At 42.5% G+C, this 24,995-nt stretch carries 24 protein-coding genes; 6 read left to right on the forward strand and 18 right to left on the reverse strand.

Going from position 1 to position 24,995, the window contains the following annotated elements:
- Positions 1 to 69: 69 nt before the first annotated feature.
- Both AC504W_RS14820 and AC504W_RS14825 read right to left on the reverse strand, forming a co-directional pair.
- Positions 70 to 2,874: a bifunctional acetate--CoA ligase family protein/GNAT family N-acetyltransferase gene (locus AC504W_RS14820; protein ID WP_494873089.1), complete on the reverse strand. Its 2,805-nt coding sequence runs from the start codon at positions 2,872 to 2,874 to the stop codon at positions 70 to 72.
- A 202-nt stretch (positions 2,875 to 3,076) separates the two neighbouring features.
- Positions 3,077 to 3,550, reverse strand: coding sequence for a hydrogenase maturation protease (locus tag AC504W_RS14825; RefSeq protein WP_494873090.1), 474 nt, complete (start codon positions 3,548 to 3,550; stop codon positions 3,077 to 3,079).
- 239 nt (positions 3,551 to 3,789) lie between these two features.
- On the opposite strand from AC504W_RS14825, the gene AC504W_RS14830 reads away from it, so the two are divergent.
- On the forward strand, positions 3,790 to 4,182 hold the full coding sequence (locus tag AC504W_RS14830) for an Alr5209 family pentapeptide repeat protein (protein ID WP_494873091.1): 393 nt from the start codon (positions 3,790 to 3,792) through the stop codon (positions 4,180 to 4,182).
- On the opposite strand, the gene AC504W_RS14835 is transcribed toward AC504W_RS14830, so the two are convergent.
- From AC504W_RS14835 to AC504W_RS14855, 5 genes are all read right to left on the reverse strand, one after another.
- The gene (locus AC504W_RS14835) at positions 4,171 to 4,905 is read right to left on the reverse strand and encodes an HAD family hydrolase (protein WP_494873092.1); all 735 of its coding nucleotides are present in this window, start codon (positions 4,903 to 4,905) and stop codon (positions 4,171 to 4,173) included. The two genes, AC504W_RS14830 and AC504W_RS14835, sit on opposite strands and share 12 nt — an antisense overlap.
- A gap of 101 nt (positions 4,906 to 5,006) precedes the next feature.
- Positions 5,007 to 6,035 carry a 30S ribosomal protein S1 gene (locus AC504W_RS14840; RefSeq protein WP_096577517.1) on the reverse strand — a complete coding sequence of 343 codons (1,029 nt, stop codon included), beginning with the start codon at positions 6,033 to 6,035 and terminating at the stop codon, positions 5,007 to 5,009.
- A 288-nt stretch (positions 6,036 to 6,323) separates the two neighbouring features.
- Positions 6,324 to 6,428 (reverse strand): photosystem II reaction center protein T, encoded by a 105-nt coding sequence (locus AC504W_RS14845; protein WP_015115729.1) that lies wholly within the window; start codon positions 6,426 to 6,428, stop codon positions 6,324 to 6,326.
- Positions 6,429 to 6,521: 93 nt separating this feature from the next.
- Positions 6,522 to 8,051 (reverse strand): photosystem II chlorophyll-binding protein CP47, encoded by a 1,530-nt coding sequence (gene psbB / locus AC504W_RS14850; protein ID WP_096577519.1) that lies wholly within the window; start codon positions 8,049 to 8,051, stop codon positions 6,522 to 6,524.
- 614 nt (positions 8,052 to 8,665) lie between these two features.
- Entirely contained in the window at positions 8,666 to 8,992 is a 327-nt protein-coding gene (locus AC504W_RS14855) for a hypothetical protein (protein ID WP_096577521.1), read from the reverse strand.
- 585 nt (positions 8,993 to 9,577) lie between these two features.
- Here AC504W_RS14855 and AC504W_RS14860 point away from each other — a divergent pair.
- Complete coding sequence (locus AC504W_RS14860) at positions 9,578 to 11,230, forward strand: ABC transporter substrate-binding protein (protein ID WP_494879330.1); 1,653 nt, start codon at positions 9,578 to 9,580, stop codon at positions 11,228 to 11,230.
- Positions 11,231 to 11,474: 244 nt separating this feature from the next.
- On the forward strand, positions 11,475 to 12,500 hold the full coding sequence (locus tag AC504W_RS14865; RefSeq protein ID WP_494873094.1) for an ABC transporter permease: 1,026 nt from the start codon (positions 11,475 to 11,477) through the stop codon (positions 12,498 to 12,500).
- Between the two features lie 75 nt (positions 12,501 to 12,575).
- Here the strand turns inward: AC504W_RS14865 and AC504W_RS14870 are convergent, their stop codons facing one another.
- Positions 12,576 to 13,403, reverse strand: coding sequence for a class I SAM-dependent methyltransferase (locus tag AC504W_RS14870; RefSeq protein ID WP_494873095.1), 828 nt, complete (start codon positions 13,401 to 13,403; stop codon positions 12,576 to 12,578).
- Between the two features lie 265 nt (positions 13,404 to 13,668).
- Between AC504W_RS14870 and AC504W_RS14875 the strand changes: the two genes are divergently transcribed.
- On the forward strand, positions 13,669 to 13,851 hold the full coding sequence (locus tag AC504W_RS14875) for a hypothetical protein (protein ID WP_494873096.1): 183 nt from the start codon (positions 13,669 to 13,671) through the stop codon (positions 13,849 to 13,851).
- A 102-nt stretch (positions 13,852 to 13,953) separates the two neighbouring features.
- Here the strand turns inward: AC504W_RS14875 and AC504W_RS14880 are convergent, their stop codons facing one another.
- The 7 genes from AC504W_RS14880 to AC504W_RS14910 all read right to left on the reverse strand — a co-directional run bounded on the left by AC504W_RS14880 (position 13,954) and on the right by AC504W_RS14910 (position 18,935).
- Entirely contained in the window at positions 13,954 to 14,721 is a 768-nt protein-coding gene (locus AC504W_RS14880; RefSeq protein ID WP_494873097.1) for an MBL fold metallo-hydrolase, read from the reverse strand.
- Between the two features lie 3 nt (positions 14,722 to 14,724).
- Positions 14,725 to 15,324, reverse strand: coding sequence for an anthranilate synthase component II (locus AC504W_RS14885; RefSeq protein WP_096577533.1), 600 nt, complete (start codon positions 15,322 to 15,324; stop codon positions 14,725 to 14,727).
- 106 nt (positions 15,325 to 15,430) lie between these two features.
- Positions 15,431 to 15,883: a diacylglycerol kinase family protein gene (locus tag AC504W_RS14890; RefSeq protein ID WP_494873098.1), complete on the reverse strand. Its 453-nt coding sequence runs from the start codon at positions 15,881 to 15,883 to the stop codon at positions 15,431 to 15,433.
- Between the two features lie 139 nt (positions 15,884 to 16,022).
- The gene (gene ybeY / locus AC504W_RS14895) at positions 16,023 to 16,529 is read right to left on the reverse strand and encodes an rRNA maturation RNase YbeY (RefSeq protein ID WP_494878657.1); all 507 of its coding nucleotides are present in this window, start codon (positions 16,527 to 16,529) and stop codon (positions 16,023 to 16,025) included.
- A gap of 42 nt (positions 16,530 to 16,571) precedes the next feature.
- Positions 16,572 to 16,727: a DUF3285 domain-containing protein gene (locus tag AC504W_RS14900; RefSeq protein WP_015115739.1), complete on the reverse strand. Its 156-nt coding sequence runs from the start codon at positions 16,725 to 16,727 to the stop codon at positions 16,572 to 16,574.
- 134 nt (positions 16,728 to 16,861) lie between these two features.
- Positions 16,862 to 17,984, reverse strand: a protein-coding gene (gene prfB, locus AC504W_RS14905; RefSeq protein WP_494873099.1) for a peptide chain release factor 2 whose coding sequence is annotated in 2 segments (ribosomal slippage) — positions 16,862 to 17,911 and positions 17,913 to 17,984 — 1,122 coding nt in all. Because the reading frame shifts where the segments join, the coding sequence is not laid out codon by codon here.
- A gap of 222 nt (positions 17,985 to 18,206) precedes the next feature.
- A complete protein-coding gene (locus AC504W_RS14910; protein ID WP_494873100.1) occupies positions 18,207 to 18,935 on the reverse strand; it encodes a Bax inhibitor-1/YccA family protein in 729 nt (242 codons plus the stop codon).
- Between the two features lie 777 nt (positions 18,936 to 19,712).
- Here AC504W_RS14910 and AC504W_RS14915 point away from each other — a divergent pair.
- Positions 19,713 to 20,498, forward strand: coding sequence for an RNA polymerase sigma factor SigF (locus AC504W_RS14915; protein WP_096577541.1), 786 nt, complete (start codon positions 19,713 to 19,715; stop codon positions 20,496 to 20,498).
- Positions 20,499 to 20,752: 254 nt separating this feature from the next.
- Here AC504W_RS14915 and AC504W_RS14920 read toward each other — a convergent pair whose 3' ends face one another.
- From AC504W_RS14920 to AC504W_RS14930, 3 genes are all read right to left on the reverse strand, one after another.
- The gene (locus AC504W_RS14920; RefSeq protein ID WP_494873101.1) at positions 20,753 to 21,331 is read right to left on the reverse strand and encodes a Uma2 family endonuclease; all 579 of its coding nucleotides are present in this window, start codon (positions 21,329 to 21,331) and stop codon (positions 20,753 to 20,755) included.
- Between the two features lie 27 nt (positions 21,332 to 21,358).
- On the reverse strand, positions 21,359 to 23,398 hold the full coding sequence (gene bchD, locus AC504W_RS14925) for a magnesium chelatase ATPase subunit D (protein ID WP_494873102.1): 2,040 nt from the start codon (positions 23,396 to 23,398) through the stop codon (positions 21,359 to 21,361).
- Between the two features lie 150 nt (positions 23,399 to 23,548).
- The gene (locus AC504W_RS14930) at positions 23,549 to 24,226 is read right to left on the reverse strand and encodes an SDR family oxidoreductase (protein WP_494873103.1); all 678 of its coding nucleotides are present in this window, start codon (positions 24,224 to 24,226) and stop codon (positions 23,549 to 23,551) included.
- Positions 24,227 to 24,504: 278 nt separating this feature from the next.
- Here AC504W_RS14930 and AC504W_RS14935 point away from each other — a divergent pair, with 278 nt between their 5' ends.
- On the forward strand, positions 24,505 to 24,843 hold the full coding sequence (locus AC504W_RS14935) for a hypothetical protein (RefSeq protein ID WP_103126194.1): 339 nt from the start codon (positions 24,505 to 24,507) through the stop codon (positions 24,841 to 24,843).
- Positions 24,844 to 24,995: the final 152 nt, after the last annotated feature.

Genomic DNA, 24,995 nt, shown 5'->3' on the forward strand with positions numbered 1-24,995 from the left:
TGCACTTACTTTAGTTAATCATCCTAAAAAAAGCGTCGCTAGTATTTCAAGCGGCGCTTTTTCAATTTATTACAAAGCAATTTCAGCTTGCATCACAGTTGAGTCACTCGTAGGTTGAAGATGAAAACCAAGTTGCTCACAAACTCGTTGCATTCCGTGATTATCACTCAGGATGTTGGCTGTAACCCGGCCAATGTTTTCTTGACGACTAACTTGTAGTAACCGCCGGACTAGTTCTGTACCTAAACCCTGACACTGATAGCGATCGCTCACAATCATAGCGAATTCCGCTGCATCGGTACCGTGCAGTTTACTTAATCGCCCAACTGCCAAAATCTGCTTTGTTTTTGTTTGTGGATTTTGGTGTTCTGCTACCAGCGCCATTTCGCGGTCATAATCAATAAAGCAAATGCGCGTGAGTCGTTCGTGAGTAATGCGCTGACTCAGCTTAATCAAGTGAAAGTAACGAAAATAAACGCTTTCTTCTGATAGCGTCTGGTGAAACTGCACCATCAATGGTTCATCTTCTGGGCGAATGGGACGAATGGTAACTGACATACCGTTTTTCATTGCCCACTCGCTAATGTATTGGCTGGGATAGGGACGAATGGCTAATTTTGGTAGTTGCTGTTCTTGAATATCTGGGGTGTGCAGAACAATGCGCCCATCCAAAGCAATCAATCCTCCAGAGTTTAAAGCAGTTGGAGGAATTGCCAGCAACGGGTTGATATCTATTTCTTTAATCCACGGTTGTTCTACTACCAACTGGCTAAATGCCACCATCAATTGTTCCAGGGCTGCCATATCAACACTTTCTCTTCCCCGCACACCTTTGAGGGCTTTGTAAATTTTGGTGTGTTCCATCATCCGCCGCGCTAAAGTTGTGTTCAGGGGAGGCAGAGCGATCGCTCGATCCTGAAATACTTCTACTAGTTGCCCTCCAGTACCAAACAACAGCACTGGCCCAAATTGGGGATCAAGACTACTGCCAATAATCAGTTCGTAGCCGTCGGTTTTCACCATTGGCTGTACTGTTACGCCTAAGAAGAGTGCTGAGTTTTGAGTTTTTAGTGCTGAGTAGTGAGGGTCTTTGGCTATTTTTTCTTCAATGGAGGATTTGATGGTGCGATAGGCTTGTCTGACTGCTTTCGTATCTCGAAGATTTAACTGCACACCGCCGACATCGGTTTTATGAGTAATGACGTGGGAATACAGTTTGACAACTACGGGATAGCCAATACCCTCAGCACATTTAACTGCTTCATCCTCACTTTTTGCTACACAAGTTTCTACAACTGGAATGCCATAGGCTGCTAATATTTGCTTAGATTCAAACTCTGTCAGGATTGTTCGCCCGTCTTGACGAGCAGCGGAAATAATTTTGGTGACTAAGTTGCGGTCTGGTATACCTGAGTTGGGATCAACCGCAGGTAAAACAGGGGTTTCGTAGATACCACGCAAGTTGTAGCTAGACTGCCACATATAACTAAATACCCGCGTCGCCGTATCTGGATAGCGATAAGTAGGAATAGATTGACGATTGAGAATCGTTTCACCAGCCGTAACTTCTGCACCACCCATCCAACTAGCGAGAATTGGTTTACCGGGGATTTTGGCGTAAGTTTTCAATTGTTCGGCGGTTTGGGTGGGGTCTGTCATGGCTTGGGGTGTGAGAATAACCAACAAGCCGTCACTATTGGGATCATTCGCCGCAATTTCTAAAGCTTGGGTATAACGTTGGGGATCAGCATCTCCCAGAATATCAATTGGGTTGTTGTGGCTCCAGTGAGTGGGGAGGATTTTGTCAAAAGATGCGATCGCCTCTGAGGAAATTGCTGTTAGTTCGCCACCAGCTTCAATCAAAGCATCGGTCGCCAAGACTCCTGGCCCGCCTGCGTTGGTTAAAATAGTCAAGCGCGGCCCCTTGGGACGTGGCTGTTTTGCTAATACCTCCGCCACATCAAATAAGTCAGAAATACTATTAACCCGCAACACCCCACAACGGCGAAAAGCTGCATCTAACACTGCATCACTTCCCGCCAACGCGCCTGTATGGGAAGCTGCGGCTTTGGCGGCTGCTTCTGTACGCCCCGCTTTAATGACAATGATTGGCTTGGTGAGAGCAACTTCTCGCGCGGCGGAAATAAAAGACCGCGCATCACCAATAGATTCCATGTAAATCACAATACTTTTGGTGTGGGGGTCATCACCGAGATAGTAAATCAAATCACCCCAACCCACATCTAACATTGAACCGATGGAAACAAAGGCACTAAAACCGACGTTTTCCTGAAAACTCCAGTCCAGAATCGCCGTACACAGCGCGCCACTTTGACTAATAAAGCCGACATTTCCCGGACGCGCCATTGCACTGGCAAAGGTCGCATTTAAGCCACTTAGGGGACTCATCACTCCTAAGCAGTTAGGGCCAATAATGCGAATGTTACCACGACGGGCTTGTGTCAAAATTTCTTGTTCTAAAGCGATACCTGTTGCACCAGCTTCTTTAAAACCCGCAGAGATGACAATCGCACTTTTCACCCCCGCATCTACACACTCCGCAATGATTCCTGGAACTGTGGGTGCTGGTGTGGCAATCACAGCTAAATCTACAGTTTCGGGGATATCGGCAATTTTGGGATAGGCTTTGATTCCCAACACACTATGGCGCTTGGGATTAACGGGAAAAACAGTTCCCCCAAACGGATTCGTGATTAAGTTCCATAGCAGAGTGCGTCCTACGCTACCAGGTGTTTCACTAGCACCAATCACAGCTACAGTCTTTGGTGCAAAAATAGCATCAAGAGGATTAAGCTTCTCTGCCTGCAAGATATCAAAGGCGCGATCGCTTGTGGGCTTGAGAGATTTCTGCATCAATCCTCCTTAAGTAATAGTGCTGAGTCACCGAACTTTGCTCAACGCGGGGAACCCGCGCACGCAAGTTCTCGCTGAGTAATGAATGAATTTTTCGCCAGAAAACGAACAATTAAGGTTTAAAACCCTTACCCGCTATACCCGGTCTCAATAGACAATCTTTGTGTGTAAGTCATATTTTGTTTTCAGTCTATGCTTGAGTTCAGCACAGGTTTGATTTCATCCAGAAATTTTTAAACTTGTCGAGAATCTGCATAATTTTTCCGAGTGCGATTGCTTTACCTGTTTCAGTGATCTGTGAGATGCGATCGCCAAATTCAAAGTTAACTCCGGGTACTGTCACCCACACAGCAGGCGGACAGTGGCCATAGAGTGTTTGGGTTAAAGCTAGAAGTGATTGGGGATCGGCTGCATGACCAGCGATCTCATTTTCCCTAGAAGGTGAAAGCGATCGCACCTGCACATCAAAAGATTCTGAAGGCACATAAGCATCAATAAAAATTGCCAATTCTGCATTTGCCAAAGCATCAGCTAATTCGGGTGTTAGTTGGTGAACTGCTAAGGATTTCACCGCCGATAAATGCCAAGAGGCAATTTCATCTGCTATTCTTTGACCAATGCCATCATCACTACGCAAGTCATTACCGTAACCAATTACCATAACGGTTGCATTCATGTTTTTCGCTTGCTTTCATGCACTAAAAATTAGTTTTAAATCTGCACGTTTAAAATGTAATTAGTTTTGATGGTTCATGATTTGAACCTATAAAAAGAATTTGAGGAACTTGTGAGGAATAAGAAAATTCCTGTAAATTACTATTACTATAATTTGATAAATTGATGCAATTTCTCTTGTAATTTTGTGCATCAGCAGTTTTATGATGAATTTGAAACAAAAATATTTGAGGCTGTTTTATGTCTGAAATAAATTATCAACAGCCGATTAATACGGTGGCTACTCTTTTAGAAAAATATGCTGAGGGAGAACGAGATTTTAGTAAAGCCGAACTCGGTGATGCTGATTTGGCAGGGGTAAACCTCAAAGGTTCAGACCTAAGTTATGCTGACTTAAACAGTGCGAATCTTGCAGATGCTAATCTCCGAGGGACTGACTTCAGCTTTTGTGACCTTTCGCAAGCTAATTTGAGAAATGCAGATTTGCGGGGAGCATTATTGATGTCAGCTGATCTCCGCCAAGCTGATCTCCAAGGTGCAAAGTTAGAAAAAGCAGATTGCGATCGCAGTACTCATTTTCCCCCAGATTTTGATTTAGTTCAGGCTGGAATCCAACTAAAATCAGACACCTAATACTTGAATTTCATTTAGTTGATGAATCACCACATCCGCACCTTGGACATGATCTGATTTTCCAATCCAGGTTATCCCAATACAACCTGCGGCTTTGGCGTTTTTTGCCATAAGCATATCGCCAACCGCATCACCTACCATCAGTGCAGTGTTTGGTTCTACTCCCACAACTTCACAGGCTTGCAAAAACAAAGCTGGATCTGGTTTACCAGGGCCATCATCCACACCGATTTGAGCTTGGAGATAATCACCCAAATCATACCTAGCGACAAAAGCTTGAACTTCAGCTGTTACGGCTGCTGAGATTATACCGAGTTTGAGTCCTGCGGTTGAGAGAGATTGTAACAATTCCAAACTACCAGGATAAAGAGGTGCGGGAGAGGCTTCGAGATATTTCTCGGCTTCGTTTAAACTTTGACGGGCGATTCTGAGTGATTCAAACCATCCTCTACCAGTTTCAGCAATATAAGCTGCGGTAGCAATTTCGGTTTCTCGGCGACTGGCGACTGTCAATAAACCCGCCGGATCGATAGAATTGCCATTGATCCCAAAAGCCATTAATAATGGTTCGCCAATTCCGGGAAATTGAGCATCAACAATTCGTGCTGCTTTTTGTCCCAGCGATCGCAAATAATCTTCAGAGTCTTCTAATGTACCGTTTTTGTCAAAAAAAATTGCCTGAATATTAGAAAAACTTACATTTTGACATTTAATAGTTACCAAAATCTTTCACCCCGCTAAAAAAGATTCAAATTATGAATAAACAACAAAAAAAGAGGGATTACCCCTCTTTTTTCAGGTTTTAATGCAATTATCTACTGATTTTACTCTTCAATAGCTACTGGTATTTCTTCTTCAATAGCTGCTGGGATTTCTTCTTCAGTTTCGGTAGCTGCTGGAATATCTTCTTCAGCAACAACTTCTTCAGCAGTTGGTGTTAAAGTTATACCTTGTTGTTTAGCTAACAGTTGCTCACGATACTTAGCTGCCATTTCTTCAGCTTTATCGTAGACCAAATCACGGTTTTTAATCATATCACCGGGTTCTGGTTCTAACTGCTTGGTAGACAAGGAAATCCGGCCTCTTTCTGCATCCAAATCAATGATCATCACTTTCACTTCATCATTGACATTGAACACGCTATGAGGTGTATCAATATGTTCGTGAGAAATTTCTGAGATGTGCAACAAGCCGCTAACACCACCAATATCGATGAAAGCACCGTAAGGCTTGATACCACGAACTGTCCCAATTACTACTTCGCCAACTTCCAGGCGGTTCATCTTACGCTCAACTAGCGCCCGACGATGAGATAGAACTAGGCGGTTACGTTCTTCATCTACTTCCAAGAACTTCAATGGTAGTTCTTCACCCACTAATTCTTCTTTAGGCTTGCGGGTGCTAATGTGGGAACCAGGGATAAATCCACGCAATCCCTCAATGCGTACCAATGCACCACCACGGTTTGTCGCAAATACACCAGAACGCACAGTTGCATCTTCTGCTTGCAACTGACGTACACGCTCCCAAGCCCGCATGTATTCAATACGGCGGATTGAAAGGGTCAACTGACCATCTTCGTTTTCATCGGTGAGGATGAAAAATTCCCGTGTTTCGTTTGACTGTAATACTTCTTCCGGGCTGTCTACCCGGTTGATAGACATTTCTTGTATAGGTATATATGCTGCTGTTTTAGCACCGATGTCAATCAGAGCGCCGCGCGGCTCTATACTGAAAACCGTTCCTGGTACAATATCTCCAGGGCTAAAGTGATAGTCGTATTTGTCAAGTAGAGCAGCGAAATCTTCGTGAGTAAATCCAATTTCTGTAGCGGTTATGTTCTGATTGACCATGCTGATTTGTTCCTGGTTCTAGTCTCCGTAAATTTTTGTGACATAATCGTAATGCCTGTGTAAGTCACTGAAGACCAGTGTACACTTACATCCTTATTAATCCTAGCGTAGAAAGCTAGTGTTAACACATATCGACTTCCAGATAGAAGATTATATCACATAACAAATTGCCTTTTGCAATCTGCCGAATGGTATAAGGCGATTATATATATATATAAATAAGTAAAATATCCGCTGTTATCGCTAAATAACAGCGGATATTTTGCAAAGCTGAGGAATAGTAATCTACTACTCGTCTTTTTTCTCAATGCGGGGGGGTTCGCGGAAGGCGATCGCAAAAAACAGAACGCCTATACACAAAGTAAAAATTAAGATGTATGCAACGCTTTCCATATCAAAAGCTCCTGCTTATCCAGCCAGTAAAAAATGAAACATAAAGAGTGAAGCAATGAATTTCATACTTCAGACTTCACCCTTCATACTTGTTTAGAGGGCTTCCTTCCGGCGGGTTGATTTATCACCCACTTTCTGGAATAGACCCCATTCGACTTGCTCTTCTAGATCGGCTTCTACACCAGCAAATACGTCTCGGTAAATTGTCCGAGCGCCGTGCCATAAGTGACCGAAGAAGAATAATAAAGCAAATACCGCGTGTCCAAAGGTAAACCAACCTCTAGGACTGGTACGGAATACACCGTCAGAATTCAAGGTTTCCCGGTCAAATTCAAAGATTTCACCGCCTTGAGCTTTACGGGCATATTTCTTCACATCAGCAGGATCTGTGAAGGTCTTACCATTTAAGTCGCCACCGTAGAAGCTAACAGTGACACCAGTTTGTTCAAAACTATACTTGGATTCTGCCCGACGGAAAGGAATGTCAGCGCGAACAACACCATCGCTGTCGGTCAAAATTACGGGGAAGGTTTCAAAGAAGTTAGGTAGACGACGTACAGTCAATTCTCTACCTTCAGCATCTGTGAAGACGGCGTGACCTTGCCAAGACTGAGCAATACCATCACCCTTAACCATAGGCCCTGTACGGAACAGACCACCTTTGGCGGGGCTATTACCAACGTAATCGTAGAATGCCAGCTTTTCAGGAATTTGTGACCAAGCTTCAGACAAGCTTGCACCGTTAGCAACACTAGCTTGAACACGACGGTCAATTTCTTGACGGAAGTAGCCTTGATCCCATTGGTAGCGGGTAGGGCCAAAAAGTTCAATTGGGGTTGTAGCGCTACCGTACCACATAGTGCCGGCAACGACGAAAGCTGCAAAGAATACCGCAGCAATACTGCTGGAAAGTACGGTTTCAATGTTACCCATCCGTAGAGCTTTGTATAGCCTTTCGGGAGGTCTGACTGTGAGGTGGAATAAACCAGCAATAATGCCAACAACACCAGCAGCTATGTGGTGAGCCACAATACCACCGGGGTTAAAGGGGTTAAAGCCATCTGGCCCCCATTCTGGTGCTACCGCTTGCACGCTTCCGGTGACTCCGTAAGCGTCAGAAATCCACATACCTGGGCCGTAAAGTCCGGTGAGGTGGAATGCGCCAAAACCAAAACAAAGTAAACCAGATAAGAACAGGTGAATCCCAAACATCTTGGGCAGATCTAAGGCTGGTTCACCAGTGCGGGGATCTCTAAATAGTTCTAAATCCCAGTAAACCCAGTGCCAAACTGCGGCTAGGAACAATAAACCAGAAAGTACGATGTGAGCAGCAGCTACACCTTCAAAAGACCAGAAACCAGGGTCACTCGCCGGGCCACCTGTGACGCTCCAGCCACCCCAAGATTGGGTAACGCCTAGACGTGCCATGAAGGGCAGCACGAACATCCCTTGTCGCCACATGGGGTTAAGAACTGGATCGCTGGGGTCGTAAATGGCTAGTTCATACAACGCCATTGAACCAGCCCAGCCTGCCACCAGGGCTGTGTGCATCAAGTGTACAGAAATCAGCCGCCCTGGATCGTTCAGAACAACTGTATGTACTCGGTACCAAGGTAGTCCCATCGACTACGCTCCTCCTCGAAGAGTTATGTTTACAAAGCAATTTTTTTACTGAATTTCTCAGATAGGCGAAGACCGCTTCTCAAAGAAATCTCTGAGTTTTTTTATTGCCAGGGTTCTGAGTTTAACCACGGCTCAGTCTTGATGATTCAGACTGTGTGGCTTATTTGGCAACACTTAGACGCTGTGGTAGCTGTACCTTGTGGGGTAGAGATCGCTTTTTTAACCAACCCTTATTCTGAGAGAACTTGGCAAATACCTTGCGAGTATTTGGGTAATAGAGCGAGCTACCTTTGTGGCAGCCGCCTTTTGGTCGTCTACGCAATTGCCATACAAAAATGAGAATGTTTTAAAAAGTGTAACTATTGATGGAACTGTTTGCAAGCGTGTAAATAGATGCGATCAATATCCCATCTGTGTTATTTTCTCACAAATCTCCGTCACAATTTCATTTACGTATGTTCTGGTAATGGGAAGAGGAAGGGGTGTAGGGATATGAGAATATAAGGGCGTAAGGGAGTAGGAGTGCCACATCGCGTTACTTATAAGTTTAAAGATCCTCACCTACACCCAGTTTCAACTGGCAATTTTTGTACGTAATTCCTGACTCAGCTAAATTACTGTGTCACCAAGTGGATATTTTGTAGCTGACACTTAGCTTCCGCCGTATTCAGACGTTCAATTACCTGTTCGGAACTCATTAGACGCTTTAGCACTACTTGACCAATTGTTTGGCTGGCAATTTCTGAGGTTGATGGTTTAACTTCTATTGTTAAAACAGCTTCTTCTGTACGATAAAGCCAGAGCAATTCATTGTTTTCTACTATACAAATATTCATCCGCTGAATATCTGGTTGTCGTCGCCATGCGGTGATTTGCCACAATCCATCGGATGACCATACTCTACCTATATTCCATCCTTCAGAAAGAAAAAAATATTTCACGGTTTTATCTCGCTATTTTGACTATAAATTTTGATATCAACACCCTCTAAACTTTCTCGGTAGATGTAGTAAGTAAAGCTGCCTTGCCACTGAAGCTATGATGGCAATGTTCCTGATAATTCTCTTTAAAACCTATCCTTATTAGTTAATAGGCTAACTTTAAATGTTAACAACTAAAGCTAATTGAGCAGCTTAACAAATTTTCTTTCACAAAATCTTATTAATTTAAGATAATTTCATTTGGTAGGCAAAATTCAAATTAAATAATCAAGTTCTACGGATTTTTAAACGCAGAGATTGTCTGATAAGGTCGGCAGAATTTTTAAACTAATGAGTTTAAAATATTACATTAAAATACTTAGTGAGCAAAATTAGATTTTGTAACATTTTTTGATATAACTCAATAGTTAAATAAAATTCAATAATTGTGCTTTTAGCTTCTGTAATACTCAGATAACATTGCTCGTTTGCATAGCAAATAAATAGCGATCGCTTATCTTAAACCTGCATCAATGGGAAAAATTGGGTATTATTGCCAGACATATAGTATGATTACTGACCGCTGATTTGAAAAATTTGAAAGGTATGACTTTGTTTCCCTTGTCTGTGCGAAGGTGGGGTCGGGTTAGCCAATTCCTATCTCTATTTTGTCTGTGTTTATTTTTAGTCATCAGTTGTGGTACGCGACAACAAGCAAATACCACGCCGTCAGGTAATGCAAATACTCCTGGGGGTGATGGACGCATTACTATTGGTACAACTGCAAAGCCGAGAACTTTAGATCCGGCGGATGCTTATGAGTTGGCATCGTTGGGTTTAGTGTTTAATATGAGCGATCGCCTGTACACTTACGAACCAGGTAGTACAGAAATTAAGCCCCAACTGGCGACAAGTTTACCAAAAGTCAGCCCAGATGGTTTAACTTACACCATACCCCTACGCCAAGGAGTAGTGTTCCACGATGGCACACCCTTCAATGCTAAAGCAATGGAGTTTAGTATTCAGCGATTTATTGAAAATAAAGGTAAACCTTCTTTTTTATTAGCTGATACAGTAAACTCAGTAACCGCTACAGGTGAAAACGAGCTAACAATCAAGCTCAAAAAACCCTTTGCTGCATTTCCCTCCTTACTCGCGTTTTCTGGAGTATGTGCAGTGTCACCCAAAGCTTACGAAATTGGTGCGGGTAAATTTAAACCTAATACATTTGTCGGTACTGGCCCTTACAAATTAGCCCAGTATGGTACAGACTCATTGCGGATGGATGTATTTGATAAATATTGGGGAGACAAACCAGCCAATCAAGGCGTTAACGTACAAATTCAAACAAGTCCAGTTAACTTGTTTAATGCTTTTCGGACAGGTGCAGTAGATGTAGCTTATTTATCATTACAACCTGATCAAATTCGCAGTTTGGAAGATGGTAGTAAAAAAGGAGATTGGCAAGCGATTACGGCTCAAGGTAGTGTGGTAAGTTATCTGGTATTAAATCGCAATCAAAAACCCTTAGATAAACCAGAAGTTAGACAAGCGATCGCCGCAATTATTGATCGTCCATTATTAAATGAGCGAGTTTTATACGGTCAAGCTGATGCGCTTTACAGTATGATTCCTACTACATTCAACGTTTCCCAACCATTATTTAAAGATAAATATGGTGATGGTAAATTTGATCAAGCTAAAGAATTATTAACTAAAGCTGGCTACTCAAAAGAAAATCCTGTCAAAATCCCAGTTTGGTATCCTTCAAGTTCACCAACTCGGAGTTTAGCAGCCCAGACGCTCAAATCCCTTGCCGATACTAAAATGGATGGCATTGTCCAATTAGAAGTCAACACAGTAGAAGGGCCGACTTTCTTTAAAGACATTTCTAAAGGTTTATATCCCGCAGCTTTGCTTGATTGGTATCCCGACTTTTTAGATCCTGATAATTACGTCCAACCCTTCTTAGCTTGTCAAAAAGGTTCTGATGCAAAAGGCTGTGAAGATGGCGGTAGTCAAACTCAAGGTTCGTTTTACTATAGCGAAACCATGAATAAACTCATCGACCAACAACGCAAAGAACAAAACCCCGCTGCACGAGAGAAGATTTTCGCTCAAATTCAAACCCAAGTAGCTAATGATGTACCTTACGTCCCGCTTTGGCAAAACAAAGACTATGTATTTGCCCAAAAAGGTGTAGCTAATGTGCAACTTGACCCTACCCAAAATTTGATTTATAAAACCATCAAAAAATAGTCATTAGTCAAGTGTCAAAAGTCCATAGTCAAAAGTTAGTAATTATAAAAGTTTGATTCATTGAATTAGCACAATTACTATCTATTGACCATTGACTCTTGACCCTTCGGGTGACGCTCCTGCGTCGCTAACGCCAGTTGCTTCTCCTAATCGGAGACGCTACGCGAACAAGTCGGGAAACCCGCCCAACGCACTGGCTCACCATTGACTCTTGACCATTGACTCTTGACTCATAACTTAAAATATGTCTCGCTCAAAAGCCCTACAGTATTACATTGTCTCGCGGTTGCTCCTAGCACCGCTACAACTATTAACTATCATTACTATCGTATTTTTATTATTGCGAGCGACACCAGGAGATCCAGCCGATGCGATTTTGGGTGGACGTGCGCCAGAAGCAGCCAAAGAAGAATTACGCAAACAATTAGGATTAAATTTACCTATTTGGCTACAGTATTTAAATTATTTGGGAAATATACTGCGTTTTGATTTAGGAACTTCTTTAACAAGTCGCGGGCAAAATGTTTGGGACATCATCGGACAATATTTTCCAGCGACAGTGGAGTTAGCCGTATTTAGTATGGCTGTTGCCCTCATTGTTGGTATTTTGGTAGGTACGCTTTCCGCTTCTCGCCCTGGAACATATTTTGATGTGGGCGGGCGGTTATTTGGGATTATTACTTATGCTTTACCGATGTTTTGGGCGGGAATGCTGTTACAATTAGTTTTTTCTGTACAACTGGGTTGGTTTCCCAACTCTAACCGTTTTCCGCCGACGTTACCGCCGCCATCACCAATTACTGGGTTGTATACCTTTGATAGCTTACTTAGTGGTAACTTGACACAGTTTTTTGCTTCTTTGCACCATCTTGCGCTCCCCAGCCTCACTTTAGGAATTTTACTGAGTGGAATTTTTGAGCGTATTGTGCGGGTGAATTTAAAACAAACTTTGCGTGCTGACTATGTAGAAGCGGCTAGAGCGAGAGGAATTGCAGAAAATAAGATTTTAGTCTCTCACGCCATGAAAAATGCCTTAATTCCAGTAATTACGGTCTTAGGGTTAACCTTTGCCTCTTTGTTGGGTGGAGCGATTTTAACGGAAGTGACATTTTCTTGGCCTGGGTTAGCCAATCGTTTGTATCAAGCAATCAGCGATCGCGATTATCCCACAGTCCAAGGTTTATTGGTATTCTTTGGGGCGATTGTGGTTGGCGCAAGCATTTTGATTGACATTATTAATGCTTATGTTGACCCACGCATTCGCTATTAATGTTAGGAGAATATTAATTTAGCTAATCACCTATTAGGGGTAATGTTACGGAAGCTGCGGCCAGGGGCAAACTAATTAGATCTTCCGTGCAATTTGCAATGCAGCTAAATTAAACAGTTGAATTTCGCCCTCGAATTGCTGTTCGATCGCAGTTCTCAATCCCAAAAATAGATTTGCTCTCACTTGCGACTCTAAGGCAACATATTGTGAGCCGCTACTCAAATAATCGAGATACCGATCAACACTATAGGTTTGGGAGCAAGGAATGATCTCTGTGGAGGGAGGCTCAAACAATCCTGAATAAGAGACAGGTTTTCCCAAGCCTGCGACGATTTCAGCTTGTTTCTCTCGACCTTCGTACTCCGGTGCGATCGCGGGCGCGTAAGCTTGATACACCTGATTCAAGACTTGATACATTTCATGGCTCGGTTCAAGCGTCATATTCCAAAGTAAAACGAGAGAACCATCCGCCCGTAAAGTCTGTGATGCTTTCACATACTTGATATCGGATGATATCCAGTGCCAAGCATTTGCTGCTAGTACAATGTCATACGCTTGCGGTTTAACTTGCCACTCCTCGAAGGATTGCTGAAAGAGTTGAACCAAAGGAAATGCTGCAAGACGACGTTCTGCCACTTGGGAGAATGCTGGATTCGGTTCTACCACATCGATTGCACATCCTAACTGAGCAAAGTGAATTGTCGCAATTCCTGAACCGCCGCCGACTTCGAGAATAGTTGAATCAGCACAAAGGTGAGCGGCTTCCATCGCTCGCTGAATTAATGCTTCAGGATAGCGGGGTCTGCCTCGATCATAAGCTTCCACAACTGGCGTGTACCAAACTTTCCGTTGCTCTAAGTCTCGATTTGAATACTCATTGAATATTTTGACCGAATCCGCCATGACCCTTACCCGTGCGTGTCATTTTCAAGCTTAACCCTTTTGTCGCGTCTCATACCAAATCGAGCACATGGTTGCGATCGCTCATAGCGCAGCATCGCTGATTGCTCTCTCAAAAAGTGCGCCAAATCCTGAAGCGCTTATCTTGTAAAGCTTATAGAATACTTTGCAGTACTCTTGTCAGCTATATTCGCCCATAGTTAGATAAACTAAACCATTTAGTTTGCTCCTGGCCGCAGCTACCTTCACACTACCCCTATTTTTGGTCATGCTAAAATTTGAGGAGCAATTACAATCGATTTATGCTAGCGATCGCCATCAATGGCGGGAGTGGTTGATCAAAAATCATCGCACTTCCCTTGGTGTCTGGTTGATTTATTACAAGGTCAAAAGAGGTAAATTCGGCAGTGCAGAATATAAATCCATTGAGCCGATAAGTTATATCTTTTAAGTTAGGCGGGCAATGCGGAAAAGTCGGTCAAAACCTAATTTTTACATTGTGGACATTGCCCAAACCTACATTTATTAATAATGATAAGGAATTAGACTTAGCTTAAAATTTGTAGCTTAAAACTTGAATCACCTTATCTTCTGGTAACTTATTAGCAGTGATGCTGATAGTGTCACTATTACTACGACGTACCGTGATACCTTGCACCAAGTTGAGAAAATCATCTAAGGGCGAAATATCACAAGCATTCGCATCAGCAGCTTGGGTGCGGTAGTGGGTCGGAATCACCAGTTTAGGATTTAATACATCTATTGCTTGTTTAGCCTCTTGGGCATTATAGGCTTTAGCACTACCGCCTACGGGGATGAAGAGAACATCAGGGCGACCCATCAAGATTTTTTGTTCTAGAGAAATGGGTGCAGCAATACCACCTAAGTGCAGAATGTTAATTCCACCTTGTTGCCAACTCCAGGCGGTGTTTTTGCCGAATTGTCTCCCACCTTTGCGATCGTGATCTGTCGAAATTCCCTGAAATTTAATCCCCTGGAACTCATAAACTCCAGCTTCGTAGACTAACTTGGGATTTCCTGGCAAATCTTCTACTGCACCTTCGTCTAGTAATTGGCTGCTAATCAAAACCAAGTTTGCACTAACTTTTGGCGCACGATAACGAGCAGTACAGCCAACTGTGCGGAAGGGATTGGCAAGAATTTTTACTCCGCCACCACTAATTAGAAAACAAGTATGACCCAACCACTGAACTGATAAACCGCCAGATTGTGCGTTAGCTTCAGTGTGAGAACCTATTGTAGTAACTAAAGCTGTGACTAACCCCGCCCCAGCATAGCCAATCAACTGTCGTCGTTTCATTAATTACTCTCTCGTCTGTAATTGTTCCAGAAAGTTTCGCAATAACTGTTTTCCTGAAGAAGTTAGCACACTTTCTGGGTGAAACTGGACTCCTTGGATATGAGGATAGTTCCGATGTCGCACTCCCATAATTGTGCCATCTTCAACCCACGCGGTGATTTCTAACACTTCGGGGCAAGTTTCGCGCTCAATCACCAAACTATGATATCTGGTGGCGGTCATCGGATTTTCTAATCCTTGAAAAACACCCACATTAGTGTGAGTCACTTGGGAAGTTTTGCCGTGCATTAACTCTGGAGCAGAGACGATTTTACCACCAAATACTTGACCAATACTTTGATGCCCCAAGCATACGCCTAAAATTGGCAAACTAGGGCCAAGTTGTTGAATCAAATCCAAAGATATACCCGCATCTTCTGGACGACCTGGCCCAGGAGAAATGACTACAAGGTCGGGATGCAAACCTTGAATTTCTTCGATGGTGATTTTATCGTTGCGAAAAACTTGAATATCTGATGCGATGGGGAACTCTGCTGCTAGTTCTCCGAGGTACTGCACCAAATTGTATGTAAAACTGTCGTAGTTATCGATGACTACAATCACGGCCTACACTCCTGGCGATCATTACCAGATTTTAGCCGTCAGCGTCAGTAATTATTTAATTTGTAGTTGAGAAATTTTTATGGATGAGTGTAATTAATGTCTAAACTTAGAAGTTTGACATAATCAATACTATTAATCGCGGCAGTATTAGAGTACAAGCGACTAAGATTGCAACTAAAGCTGAGACCAGCACAGCACCCGCCGCACAATCTTTGGCTACTTTGGCCAATTCGTGGTAGGTCTGCTTAACTGTCAAGTCTACCAAAGATTCTATTGCTGTGTTGAGTAGTTCGAGTGCGAGAACTAAGCCGCTAGTAATGCCAATGACTGCAATTTCTACAGGTGATAAATGTAAGAATACGCTGAGGGCGATCGCCAAAGCACAAAAACTCACATGAATGCGAAAATTGCGTTGAGTTTGAAAACTGTAGGTGATGCCAGCCCAAGCATACTTAAAACTAACAAGTAAATTGGCGGCAACTTGCCACGAAAATTCCCTTTCCTTCGTTATCAGTTTTGGTAACTGGTTTGGTGGTGGAGGAGAAACTTGTTGGGACATAAGCTAAAAAATAGAACAATAAAGTTAGGTAAACTGGGAATTTTCGCTGTTTGAAGTTATCCGGTCAACTTCAGGCAATTTTCTACAGGAGTATTATAAGAGGATGCTTAAAAATTAACACTGATAGGCATAAAAATCTTTAATATTCTATGTCAATATCAATACCAACTGTCTCCAGTATTATTACTTGCTGCTTGAGCATTTGCATTAAACTCTCATCATCTGGATGATCCCAACCCAAAAGGTGTAAAAGCCCATGAGATGCTAACCAAGCTAACTCAGTTACTAAACTATGCCCTTGCTGTTGGGCTTGCCGTTGGGCTGTATTTACCGAAATCACGATATCACCTAAATACATAGGTTCATCCTGCATTTCCGCATAATAAGGCAAATCAGTCTCTAAAGCAGCAAAGGCTAAAACATCTGTGGGTTTATTTTGATGTCTATATTGAGCATTTAATGATTGAATTTCTGCATCATCTGTTAAACGCAGCCCTATTTCATAGCTTGGCGCTGGCGGTAGATGAGGTTGAAGATTTTCTAACCAGCGATGAAACCAGTTCTCCCAGGTTTCATCCCCAACATTTACGGCTAATTGTGGGGAAGACTCGGAAAAAATATCTTGCAAATTTAGTTCAACTTGCACCAAGTACAAACGCTCCTCAGCACTTTGAATTTTGATGGGTGTTTAACGGGTTAAGTAAGCAAGACCAATTAGAACAGCTAAAAGTCCTACAGCACTTAACAAAAAATGTTTGATGGAAGTGCCGCCTTTACGCACCATATTCCGCATGGCAAGTTTGACGTAGCTTGGTTGAGGTTCCGTTGAAGGAGAGTCACTCATAATTATTTCGTAACAAACTCTTTTACATATAAATGTAACAGTTTCCTGGGAGTTCTCTTGCCATTTTGTCTATTTTCGGTTTGAAAGTCAGGCAATGGGTTATAGATGACTCTGTTACCCATTGTTGATTGACTTTAAGCAGAATTACTGTCTACTAGCTGATTTTCTTGGCGGAGATAGGCTTGGATGAACATATCGAGGTCGCCGTTCATCACATCAGCGATCGCAGTTGTTTCGGAATTGGTACGCAAATCTTTTACCATCTGATAAGGATGGAATACGTAGTTGCGAATTTGATTCCCCCAGGAAGCTTCCACCATATCACCGCGAATTTGGGCAATTTCTTGCGCCTTTTGTTCACGGGCGATAACCAGCAGTTTAGCTTTCAGACGGGCGAGGGCTTTTTCTTTATTTTGCAGCTGCGATCGCTCTTCTGTACAGCGCACAGCCAGACCTGTAGGTAAATGTACAATTCGTACTGCTGTTTCTACTTTGTTGACGTTTTGTCCACCTTTACCGCCAGCCCTAGATGTCGTAACTTCCAAATCTTTTTCTGGAATGTCCAACTGCACAGAATTATCTATTTGTGGCATAACTTCCACCCCAGCAAAACTAGTTTGCCGTTTGCCATTGGCATTAAAAGGTGAAATTCGCACTAAGCGATGTGTACCTGTTTCTGACCGCAAATAACCATAAGCATAACGCCCAGTAATTTCGAGGGTGGCTGATTTGATGCCCGCTTCATCACCCTCAGATTCTTCACTGAGTGCTACTTTATAACCATGAGCTTCTGCCCAACGGGTATACATCCGCAGCAGCATAAATGCCCAATCTTGAGCATCTGTACCACCCGCACCAGCGTTAATTGTCAACACCGCCCCTTCCGCATCGTAGGGGCCAGAGAGTAGCTGTTGTAACTCCCACTGGTCAAGGTCACGGTTGAGCTTAGTGATAGTAGATTCCGCTTCTTGCAGTAGGGACTCGTCGGTTTCTAACTCCAACAGTTCCACCACTGCTTTAGTATCTTCTAAACTGGCTCGCCACTGGTTGTAAGTGTCCAGATGGGATTTAAGATCGTTAAGTTCTTGCAGGGTTTTTTGGGCTTCGGGTTGATTTTCCCAAAACTCTGGCTGCGCGGATATTTGTTCTAAGTCGTGAATTTTCGCTGTCAGTGCAGGTACGTCAAAGATAGTCCTGGGTTTTACCCAGGCGGCTAGACAACGTTTCGATTTCGCGTTTGAGTTCTAAGACTTCCATAGTGCTTGCTAAATTAAGAGCTACTTGGATGGATTTTCTAAGTTTGCTCTTTAGATTTTATTTGTTTTTTTGATTTTAGCGGCAGTTGAACCAAGTTCTCTTGTATAGACTATATATTGTATTAGAGAAATAACTTTCAATATCTCACGACAATGAAAAAACCGTGGCTAGTAATTTTGCACCACGGTTAAAAATTTATTAAATTTTGCTATTTATCGTGAGTTAATCACGGCCATTGAGGGCAATCAGCAACCGTAAGATAAAGATAAACAGGTTGATGTAGGTAAGATACATCGACAAAGCCGCAGGTAGGTATTGGTCGTTGCGGTAAGTACGGGGCAGGATGTAGAAGTCTACAACGGATACGCCCACAAACAGAAATACGCCTAAACCAGAAATACCGATTTCTAGCCAAGTTGGGGTATAAACACCAAACAAAGCAAAGATAAATTGTGTTGCACAGACCACCAGCAAGGCAATAACACCGAGACTGATGGTCTTTGACAAAGCCATTCCGTCTTGTTCAGACAGATTTGAACCAATTTGACGGGCAACAATAAAGGTGACACCGCAACCGAGGGCGGCTAAACCAATGCCTTGAATACCGACACCTTGGGTTCTTAAGGCGACAAATACTAAACCACTGAGAGTATACCCAGATAAGAGGCTATAGGTTGCCAATAAAGGCAAGGCAATAGCTTTTTTACCTTTTTCAGCAACATTTTGGGCGACAAAGAAGAGAATTAACTCTAGAATTACCGCACCAATAAAGGTAGGGAAGAAAATTCCAGGGTTTGTACGGATAACGCCTAAACCACCATAGGTGCCTAATGCAGTTAAAACCAGACCACCACCAACGTAAGGTAGGGCGTTGGCAATGACATTAGGGCCAATGAGGGCTTGTGTTTTAGCGTCTCGGATAGCTTCACGAAAGTTACTTGTATTGCTCATACTTGAGTTTTTCGCTGGAAAAAATGCTGTATATTCCTATTGTTACCAAGATTTTCATTGAGCAGCTAGGGTATTTTGTTAGAAAAATCGGCCTTAATTGTTGATCAATACATTTTGTCTGAGATATGCGCCACTATGGGTCTTGAATGGTAGAAGTGAATTACTCAAATTCAGCAATACTAAAAAACCATTTCGAGAAATACATTTTCACCACACAATACACCCTTCTATTAAGAGAATATTAGGTGCGGTTTTGATGTTGCTCAAGCCAACAAAGTCTTGATAATGTTGGTTTTAGCTTTTGGGCTGAACTTTTGCGAATTTATATATGCTTCTGGTTTAGGTATTTTATTAATTTTTATAATCAACGATTTATTAAGCAAATATTAAAATTAATGTTCTGCTACGATTTTTATTTCTGGAGAGATATTTAACTTAAGTTAAAAATTAAGGTTGTAGAGTTTTTCTCTATTGCTTACCTAGGGCTAAATCTCTGGGTATAAGCCAAGCATTTAACCACGAAAATAGCTAGAGTTATTCGCAAAAAATAAACATTAATTAACTCAGCAAGTTTATAGATAAAACAAAAATCAGCGGCAACAACAGAGTCTGTAAAATCGTGCGTAAAAACACTGAATGCCTGAGATAGCGGCGAATTAAGTTCAGTGGAACGACGATGGTTTAATCAGCGTGGTCTAAGGAAAATAATTACAGCTTTGAAGAACACATACGCAACTCCGTTTTTTCAGGAAAAGGAGTTAATACAAAGGAATTGATATGGCAGCAATTGAGTCTTCTATGCGAATTGATGGGATAGAGTTATTACACTTATACCACCAGAATCCCTCAATTAAACTTCGTAATCAACTTGTACAGTTACATACTGGCTTAGTGCGGAAGATGGCTCATAAATTCAGCCATCAATGTAATGAACCTTATGAAGATTTAGAACAAATCGGTTATTTTGGTTTAATTAGGGCCATTGAGCGTTTTGATCCTAGTCAAGGATATGCGTTTAGTTCCTTTGCTGTACCATATATTCGCGGTGAGATGCTGCATTTCTTGCGCGATCGCAGTACGCTATTAAAAATTCCTCGTCGTTGGCAAGAACTGTACAATGAAGGACAAAAAATTCGCAAAGAATTAGCTTTGGCGTTGGGTCGTCCTCCCAAAGATTCAGAAATTGCTAAGGTACTGAAGGTATCTGTGCAAGAATGGCAAGAAACTAAGTTAGCTGCACAAAATCGGATGCCTTTGAGTTTGGATGCTACAGCAGTTCACTATGTTGATTGTCAAATAACTTTAGGTGAAGCTCTTCCTTGTCCTCGTTCTGCTGTGATGCAACAACAAGAAGAAGAACGCCAACAACTCCAAGGGGCAATCAATATGCTAGAAGACAAACCCCGGATGGCAGTAGAAATGGTCTTCTTAAAAGAACTTTCACGCAAGGATGCTGCTAAAAACATTGGTACTAGTCCAATGACCGTAACGCGGTATCTGCAAAAGGGCATTAATGATTTGATCAATTATTTGCAACCACAAGTAGTGGCATCAGGGTCTTGATGTTCGATACTACAAAATTTTTTGACAGGAAAACTCCATAACTCAAATCGCTTCTAATAAATAAACCAAGTTCTGGATTTAAGTACTTAGACAAGATTAATTAAACACATTGTTTTCCTGTTAATAGTTCTCTTGCTCAGTTAATGAATTTAATCTTGCCCAACCACTTATTATATTGAATGCTTCATATTGGTAATGATGGGCTTGATATTCAGGGTGCCGTCTCCGAAAAAACTTCACTATTAAAATAAATTTTAGGAATTTAAGCCTGCGCGTTGAAAGATAGCATTAGGGGTAATTTCTAATTCTGCTAACAAATTATCAGTAATTACTTGATGATTTCGGTACGTCATAGGTAAGGAAGCTGGGGCAAATACAGTAATAGTTCTAGCTTGTGTATCGACAACCCAAACACGCGAAACACCAGCGTTGAGATAATCTGTGGCTTTTTCGGCCATATCTCCAAAAGTTTGTCCGGGTGAGATAACTTCAATCACTAATTCGGGTGCAACCGGACAAGCTTCATCTTCCAACCAATCAGCCGCAAGACAGTTATAAGAAACATAAGTTAAATCAGGTATAGGCATCCAATCTTGTTGATTGCGGGTTAATTTGATTGCCCACTCAACTACAACCCGGCCTTTTTTCTCTGCCCATATAGACAATATTATAAATAAAGCGCCAGTCGTCGCACCATGAAAAAATTTTGGTGACATTTCATCATTTTTATATTTCGGAACAGCTTGACCATCGATAAGTTCGTATGTAACATCACCTTCAGGAAGTGCGAGAAATTCTTCCACAGTTAAACGTTCATTAGAAGACTGAACCATAGTGATGAAATGTCTAGAATAGACTAACTACCGTGATTTTAGATCAGCGATCGCACCTTTGGTCATGGCAGCAATGGCTTTATCTGTTGCTTTTGGCAAATGATAATACTTACCTCCGGCTGTTTGGGCTAGTTCTTTGGCAAAACCAGTGGAAACAAATTTACTTTCGGTATCAATTACCAATAGTTGCATTCCCAAAGCCCGAAATCTGCCAGCAATTTCTAATAACTCGCCTTTGATATCCGGTTTTTCTCCTGCTTCTTGGGGTTCACCTAAAGAACGCGCTAAGGGAATATTCCCCCGGCCATCAGTGATTGCGACGACTACAACTTGCCCAATATCGCCACTCATCCGAGCATTTAAACCAACGCGCACAGCTTGAGTTAAACCATGTGCTAAAGGCGAACCACCGCCACAGGGTAATCTTTCTAGACGGTTTTTTGCTAAAGCAATAGAACGTGTTGGGGGTAATAAAACTTCTGCCTGTTCCCCCCGGAAGGGAATCAACGCTACTTGGTCGCGGTTTTGATAAGCTTCTGTTAGCAGTTGCATCACCGCACCCTTAGCTGACTGCATTCGGTTCAAAGCCATCGAGCCAGAAGCATCTACCACAAATACTACCAACGCCCCCGCTTTACGTACCAAGCGTTTTGAGCGAATATCACCTTGCTCAACGATTACCTTTTTGTTTGGCTGTCTTTCACGCCGAGCTTTTTGGTAGGGTGCGGAGGCTCTCAGGGTCGCATCTACGGCAATGCGCCGGACTTTGCCCTTGGGTAACATCGGCTTGACGTAACGTCCCCGGTCTTCGGAGAAGATGATGCTGCGACTCCCAGATTTACCTTGACGCTGGGACATTTGAGCAAAATACAGCACGCTTTCATCTAGAATCACACCTTCTGGGTCGAAGATAAATTCTTCGGGAATGCTGGGGGGTTCTTGCTCTTCTGGTTCTTCTGGCTGGTCTTCTTCTTTGTCGTTTTCCTCTTCCTCTTGTTGTTCTTCTTCCGACTCGTCTTGACTTTGTGGTGGTGGTGGGGGAGGTGGTGGCGGTTGGTCAGGTGGTGGTGTTTGAACTACAGTTGCCCGTGGTACAATTACCAGTTCGACAGCCCGACGTAAATCTTCGGCGTTGACTGTGGTGCGTCCTTCTAAGGCGGCTGCGGCTTTGGCAACGCGCACAGCAAATAACTCGGCGCGGTGTCCTTGGACACCACCACGAATGGCTTCATTGACTAAGTAGGCGATTTGGTCGTGGGTGATGGTGACTTCTTTTAACCATTCCCGCGCTAGGATAATTTGGGTTTTTAGTCCGTCGAGGTCTTCGTAGTATTGCTGGAGAAATTCTTGGGGAGATTGAGAAAAAGCGATCGCTTGTTCTACTGCTTGGACTCGTTGATCTAGACCAAGTACGCCATCAGCAGAAAGGGCGATCGCAATTCTATCGAGTAAATGTTCTCGCAGTGCGCCTTCTTCTGGGTTATAAGTAGCAATAAATAATGGTCTGCAAGGATGCTGAAAACTAATGCCTTCTCGCTCAATTTGGTTGCGACCTTCGGATAATACTGTTAAAAGTTGATTTGATATCTGGTCATCTAATAAATTGATTTCATCTACGTATAGTACCCCGCGGTGAGCAGAGGCGAGTAAACCAGGCTGAAAAATTGTATCTCCTTGTTTAACCGACTGTTCCACATCCACAGAACCTAAAAGTCGGTCTTCAGTGACACCGAGAGGAATCTGCACAAACGGCGCAGGAATGATTTGTGTAGGGACATCCTGAATCTCTTTTTCGGCGTATTCGGCTAATAGTAAATTGTCCCATTCATCGGGGCGGATGGGATCGCAGTTGCTAATTGAACCGGGAACAACTTCAATTGGTGGTATTAAGGCGTGAATAGCACGCGCCATAACAGATTTTGCCGTACCGCGACGACCTGCGATCGCCACTCCCCCCAAACCAGGATCGACCGCTGCTAACAGCAAGGCTAATTTTATCGCTTCTTGACCGACTACGGCAGTCAAGGGAAAGGAGGCGACGCTTGGAGTGATAGTAGGCGCAGGCATTGTTTACAAAAATGATGATGAAGGCAGGAGACAGGAGGCAGAAGGCAGGAGGCAGGAGGCAGGAGGTAAGATTTTTTAAAATTATTTCTGCTCTGCTTCACTGGTCTCGGTTTTTAGCATATCAATTTCTGGCGCTATCTTGCCTACTCGCTAATCTAAACTAAATGGGGCAAATTCTATTTGTCCGAATAGCATATTTTTGTCTACTGCTGACAAAATTTTATTATTGGTACGCTCAGTATTTAAACAACGACAAACTAATTGCGCCACATCGGCACGATGGATACTGCCAATAATACCTGTGTCTTCGGTTAAAATGCCATTGCCTGTGGCGGGTTCTGTTTTCAGCCCACCAGGACGAATAATAGTATAGGTGAGTCCACTAGCAATTAAATATTGTTCGGCTTTGTCTTTTTCTACTAAAACTGATTGCAGTGCAGCTAATGCTTGTGGAGATAATGCGCCAATACTATTACCAGTACCAATAGAAGTCACTAGAATAAATTTTTGGACTCTAGCTTTGATTGCAGCATCGATGAGATTTTTATTAGCCAGGTAATCTGGTTTTTCTGTGTCTGTGGGTAAACCGCCAATCGTACTAATTACAGTATGGATTGGTTCATTGGTAATCATGGCTGCTTCCACATCATTAACATGCAACGCATCACCGATAACTACCTCAACACCTGTTGCTGTTAATTCAGCCGCAGCCGATTCATTTCTCAAAAGTGCTTTGACTGGGAGTTTTTGTGCTGTTAAACAGTTGGCAATTTCTTTACCAACGCCACGACTTGCCCCAGCCAGAAAAATGTATGATTCACTTGTCATGATTAATTGCTGAATTAGTAATTACTTTCGCTCCAGGGATTTTATCAAAGTTAAGACTTACGCAAAAAAACGAAAAGTTCAAATTTTAGCGCAGTGTTGAGGGGTATGAGAGTGTACTTCGAATGCGTTCAGTAACTAGGGCGTAGGTATTTAAAACCCTTACACCCCCATAACCTTACCTCCACACACCCAGTCTCAACTAATTAATCCCATCGTAGGAGGTATTTTTGCTGATGATCATGCGAATCTAGTCAGTAACTCTATATAGAGCAAGACTGATGACTAAAAAATCTCAAGATGTAAGAGTAATATCTACCACACGAATTTGGGGAATCACAGTGGGTATTTTAGCAGTTTGTATTCCCCTTTCTGCTGTGACTAGAAGTGGTGCGCTACTTCCTTTAGCTGCTATTGGTGGTGCTACAGCTGGGACAATCGCTATATGGCGTGCTGATGATAAGAAATCCAAAGCTGCTTCTTTACAACCACAGCAATTGAAACTATTAGAGCAAAGAATAGCTAATTTAGAAACGATCGTGAGTAATGAAGAATTTGATTTACAGAAAAAAATTAAACAGCTAGAATCAAGCGATCGCAATCATCATTCTATTTCCTAAATACTTATTACATCACGCATTTTTGCAGCTTTTTAGTATACACAATTATGGGAAATATTTCTGCAACTTTGAGAGCATAATCTCAATAATTTAGCAAAAATATTTATTATCAGCTTGAATTTGAGTAACTATGCTAATAACTTGCAAGTTCT

This window comes from Nostoc sp. C96, from assembly GCF_059384975.1.

What these genes read in the sequence shown, in the direction of transcription:
- AC504W_RS14890 (WP_494873098.1), bottom strand. Translation starts at nt 15,883, where the DNA reads ATGTCCCAACAAGTTTCTCCTCCACCACCAAACCAGTTACCAAAACTG.
- AC504W_RS14880 (WP_494873097.1), bottom strand. Translation starts at nt 14,721, where the DNA reads ATGAAACGACGACAGTTGATTGGCTATGCTGGGGCGGGGTTAGTCACA.
- bchD (WP_494873102.1), bottom strand. Translation starts at nt 23,398, where the DNA reads ATGCCTGCGCCTACTATCACTCCAAGCGTCGCCTCCTTTCCCTTGACT.
- AC504W_RS14920 (WP_494873101.1), bottom strand. Translation starts at nt 21,331, where the DNA reads ATGGTTCAGTCTTCTAATGAACGTTTAACTGTGGAAGAATTTCTCGCA.
- AC504W_RS14875 (WP_494873096.1), top strand. Translation starts at nt 13,669, where the DNA reads ATGCTAAAATTTGAGGAGCAATTACAATCGATTTATGCTAGCGATCGC.
- AC504W_RS14865 (WP_494873094.1), top strand. Translation starts at nt 11,475, where the DNA reads ATGTCTCGCTCAAAAGCCCTACAGTATTACATTGTCTCGCGGTTGCTC.
- AC504W_RS14860 (WP_494879330.1), top strand. Translation starts at nt 9,578, where the DNA reads ATGACTTTGTTTCCCTTGTCTGTGCGAAGGTGGGGTCGGGTTAGCCAA.
- AC504W_RS14915 (WP_096577541.1), top strand. Translation starts at nt 19,713, where the DNA reads ATGGCAGCAATTGAGTCTTCTATGCGAATTGATGGGATAGAGTTATTA.
- AC504W_RS14870 (WP_494873095.1), bottom strand. Translation starts at nt 13,403, where the DNA reads ATGGCGGATTCGGTCAAAATATTCAATGAGTATTCAAATCGAGACTTA.
- AC504W_RS14830 (WP_494873091.1), top strand. Translation starts at nt 3,790, where the DNA reads ATGTCTGAAATAAATTATCAACAGCCGATTAATACGGTGGCTACTCTT.
- AC504W_RS14825 (WP_494873090.1), bottom strand. Translation starts at nt 3,550, where the DNA reads ATGAATGCAACCGTTATGGTAATTGGTTACGGTAATGACTTGCGTAGT.
- AC504W_RS14840 (WP_096577517.1), bottom strand. Translation starts at nt 6,035, where the DNA reads ATGGTCAATCAGAACATAACCGCTACAGAAATTGGATTTACTCACGAA.
- AC504W_RS14900 (WP_015115739.1), bottom strand. Translation starts at nt 16,727, where the DNA reads ATGAGTGACTCTCCTTCAACGGAACCTCAACCAAGCTACGTCAAACTT.
- AC504W_RS14910 (WP_494873100.1), bottom strand. Translation starts at nt 18,935, where the DNA reads ATGAGCAATACAAGTAACTTTCGTGAAGCTATCCGAGACGCTAAAACA.
- AC504W_RS14935 (WP_103126194.1), top strand. Translation starts at nt 24,505, where the DNA reads ATGACTAAAAAATCTCAAGATGTAAGAGTAATATCTACCACACGAATT.
- AC504W_RS14930 (WP_494873103.1), bottom strand. Translation starts at nt 24,226, where the DNA reads ATGACAAGTGAATCATACATTTTTCTGGCTGGGGCAAGTCGTGGCGTT.
- AC504W_RS14820 (WP_494873089.1), bottom strand. Translation starts at nt 2,874, where the DNA reads ATGCAGAAATCTCTCAAGCCCACAAGCGATCGCGCCTTTGATATCTTG.
- psbB (WP_096577519.1), bottom strand. Translation starts at nt 8,051, where the DNA reads ATGGGACTACCTTGGTACCGAGTACATACAGTTGTTCTGAACGATCCA.
- AC504W_RS14845 (WP_015115729.1), bottom strand. Translation starts at nt 6,428, where the DNA reads ATGGAAAGCGTTGCATACATCTTAATTTTTACTTTGTGTATAGGCGTT.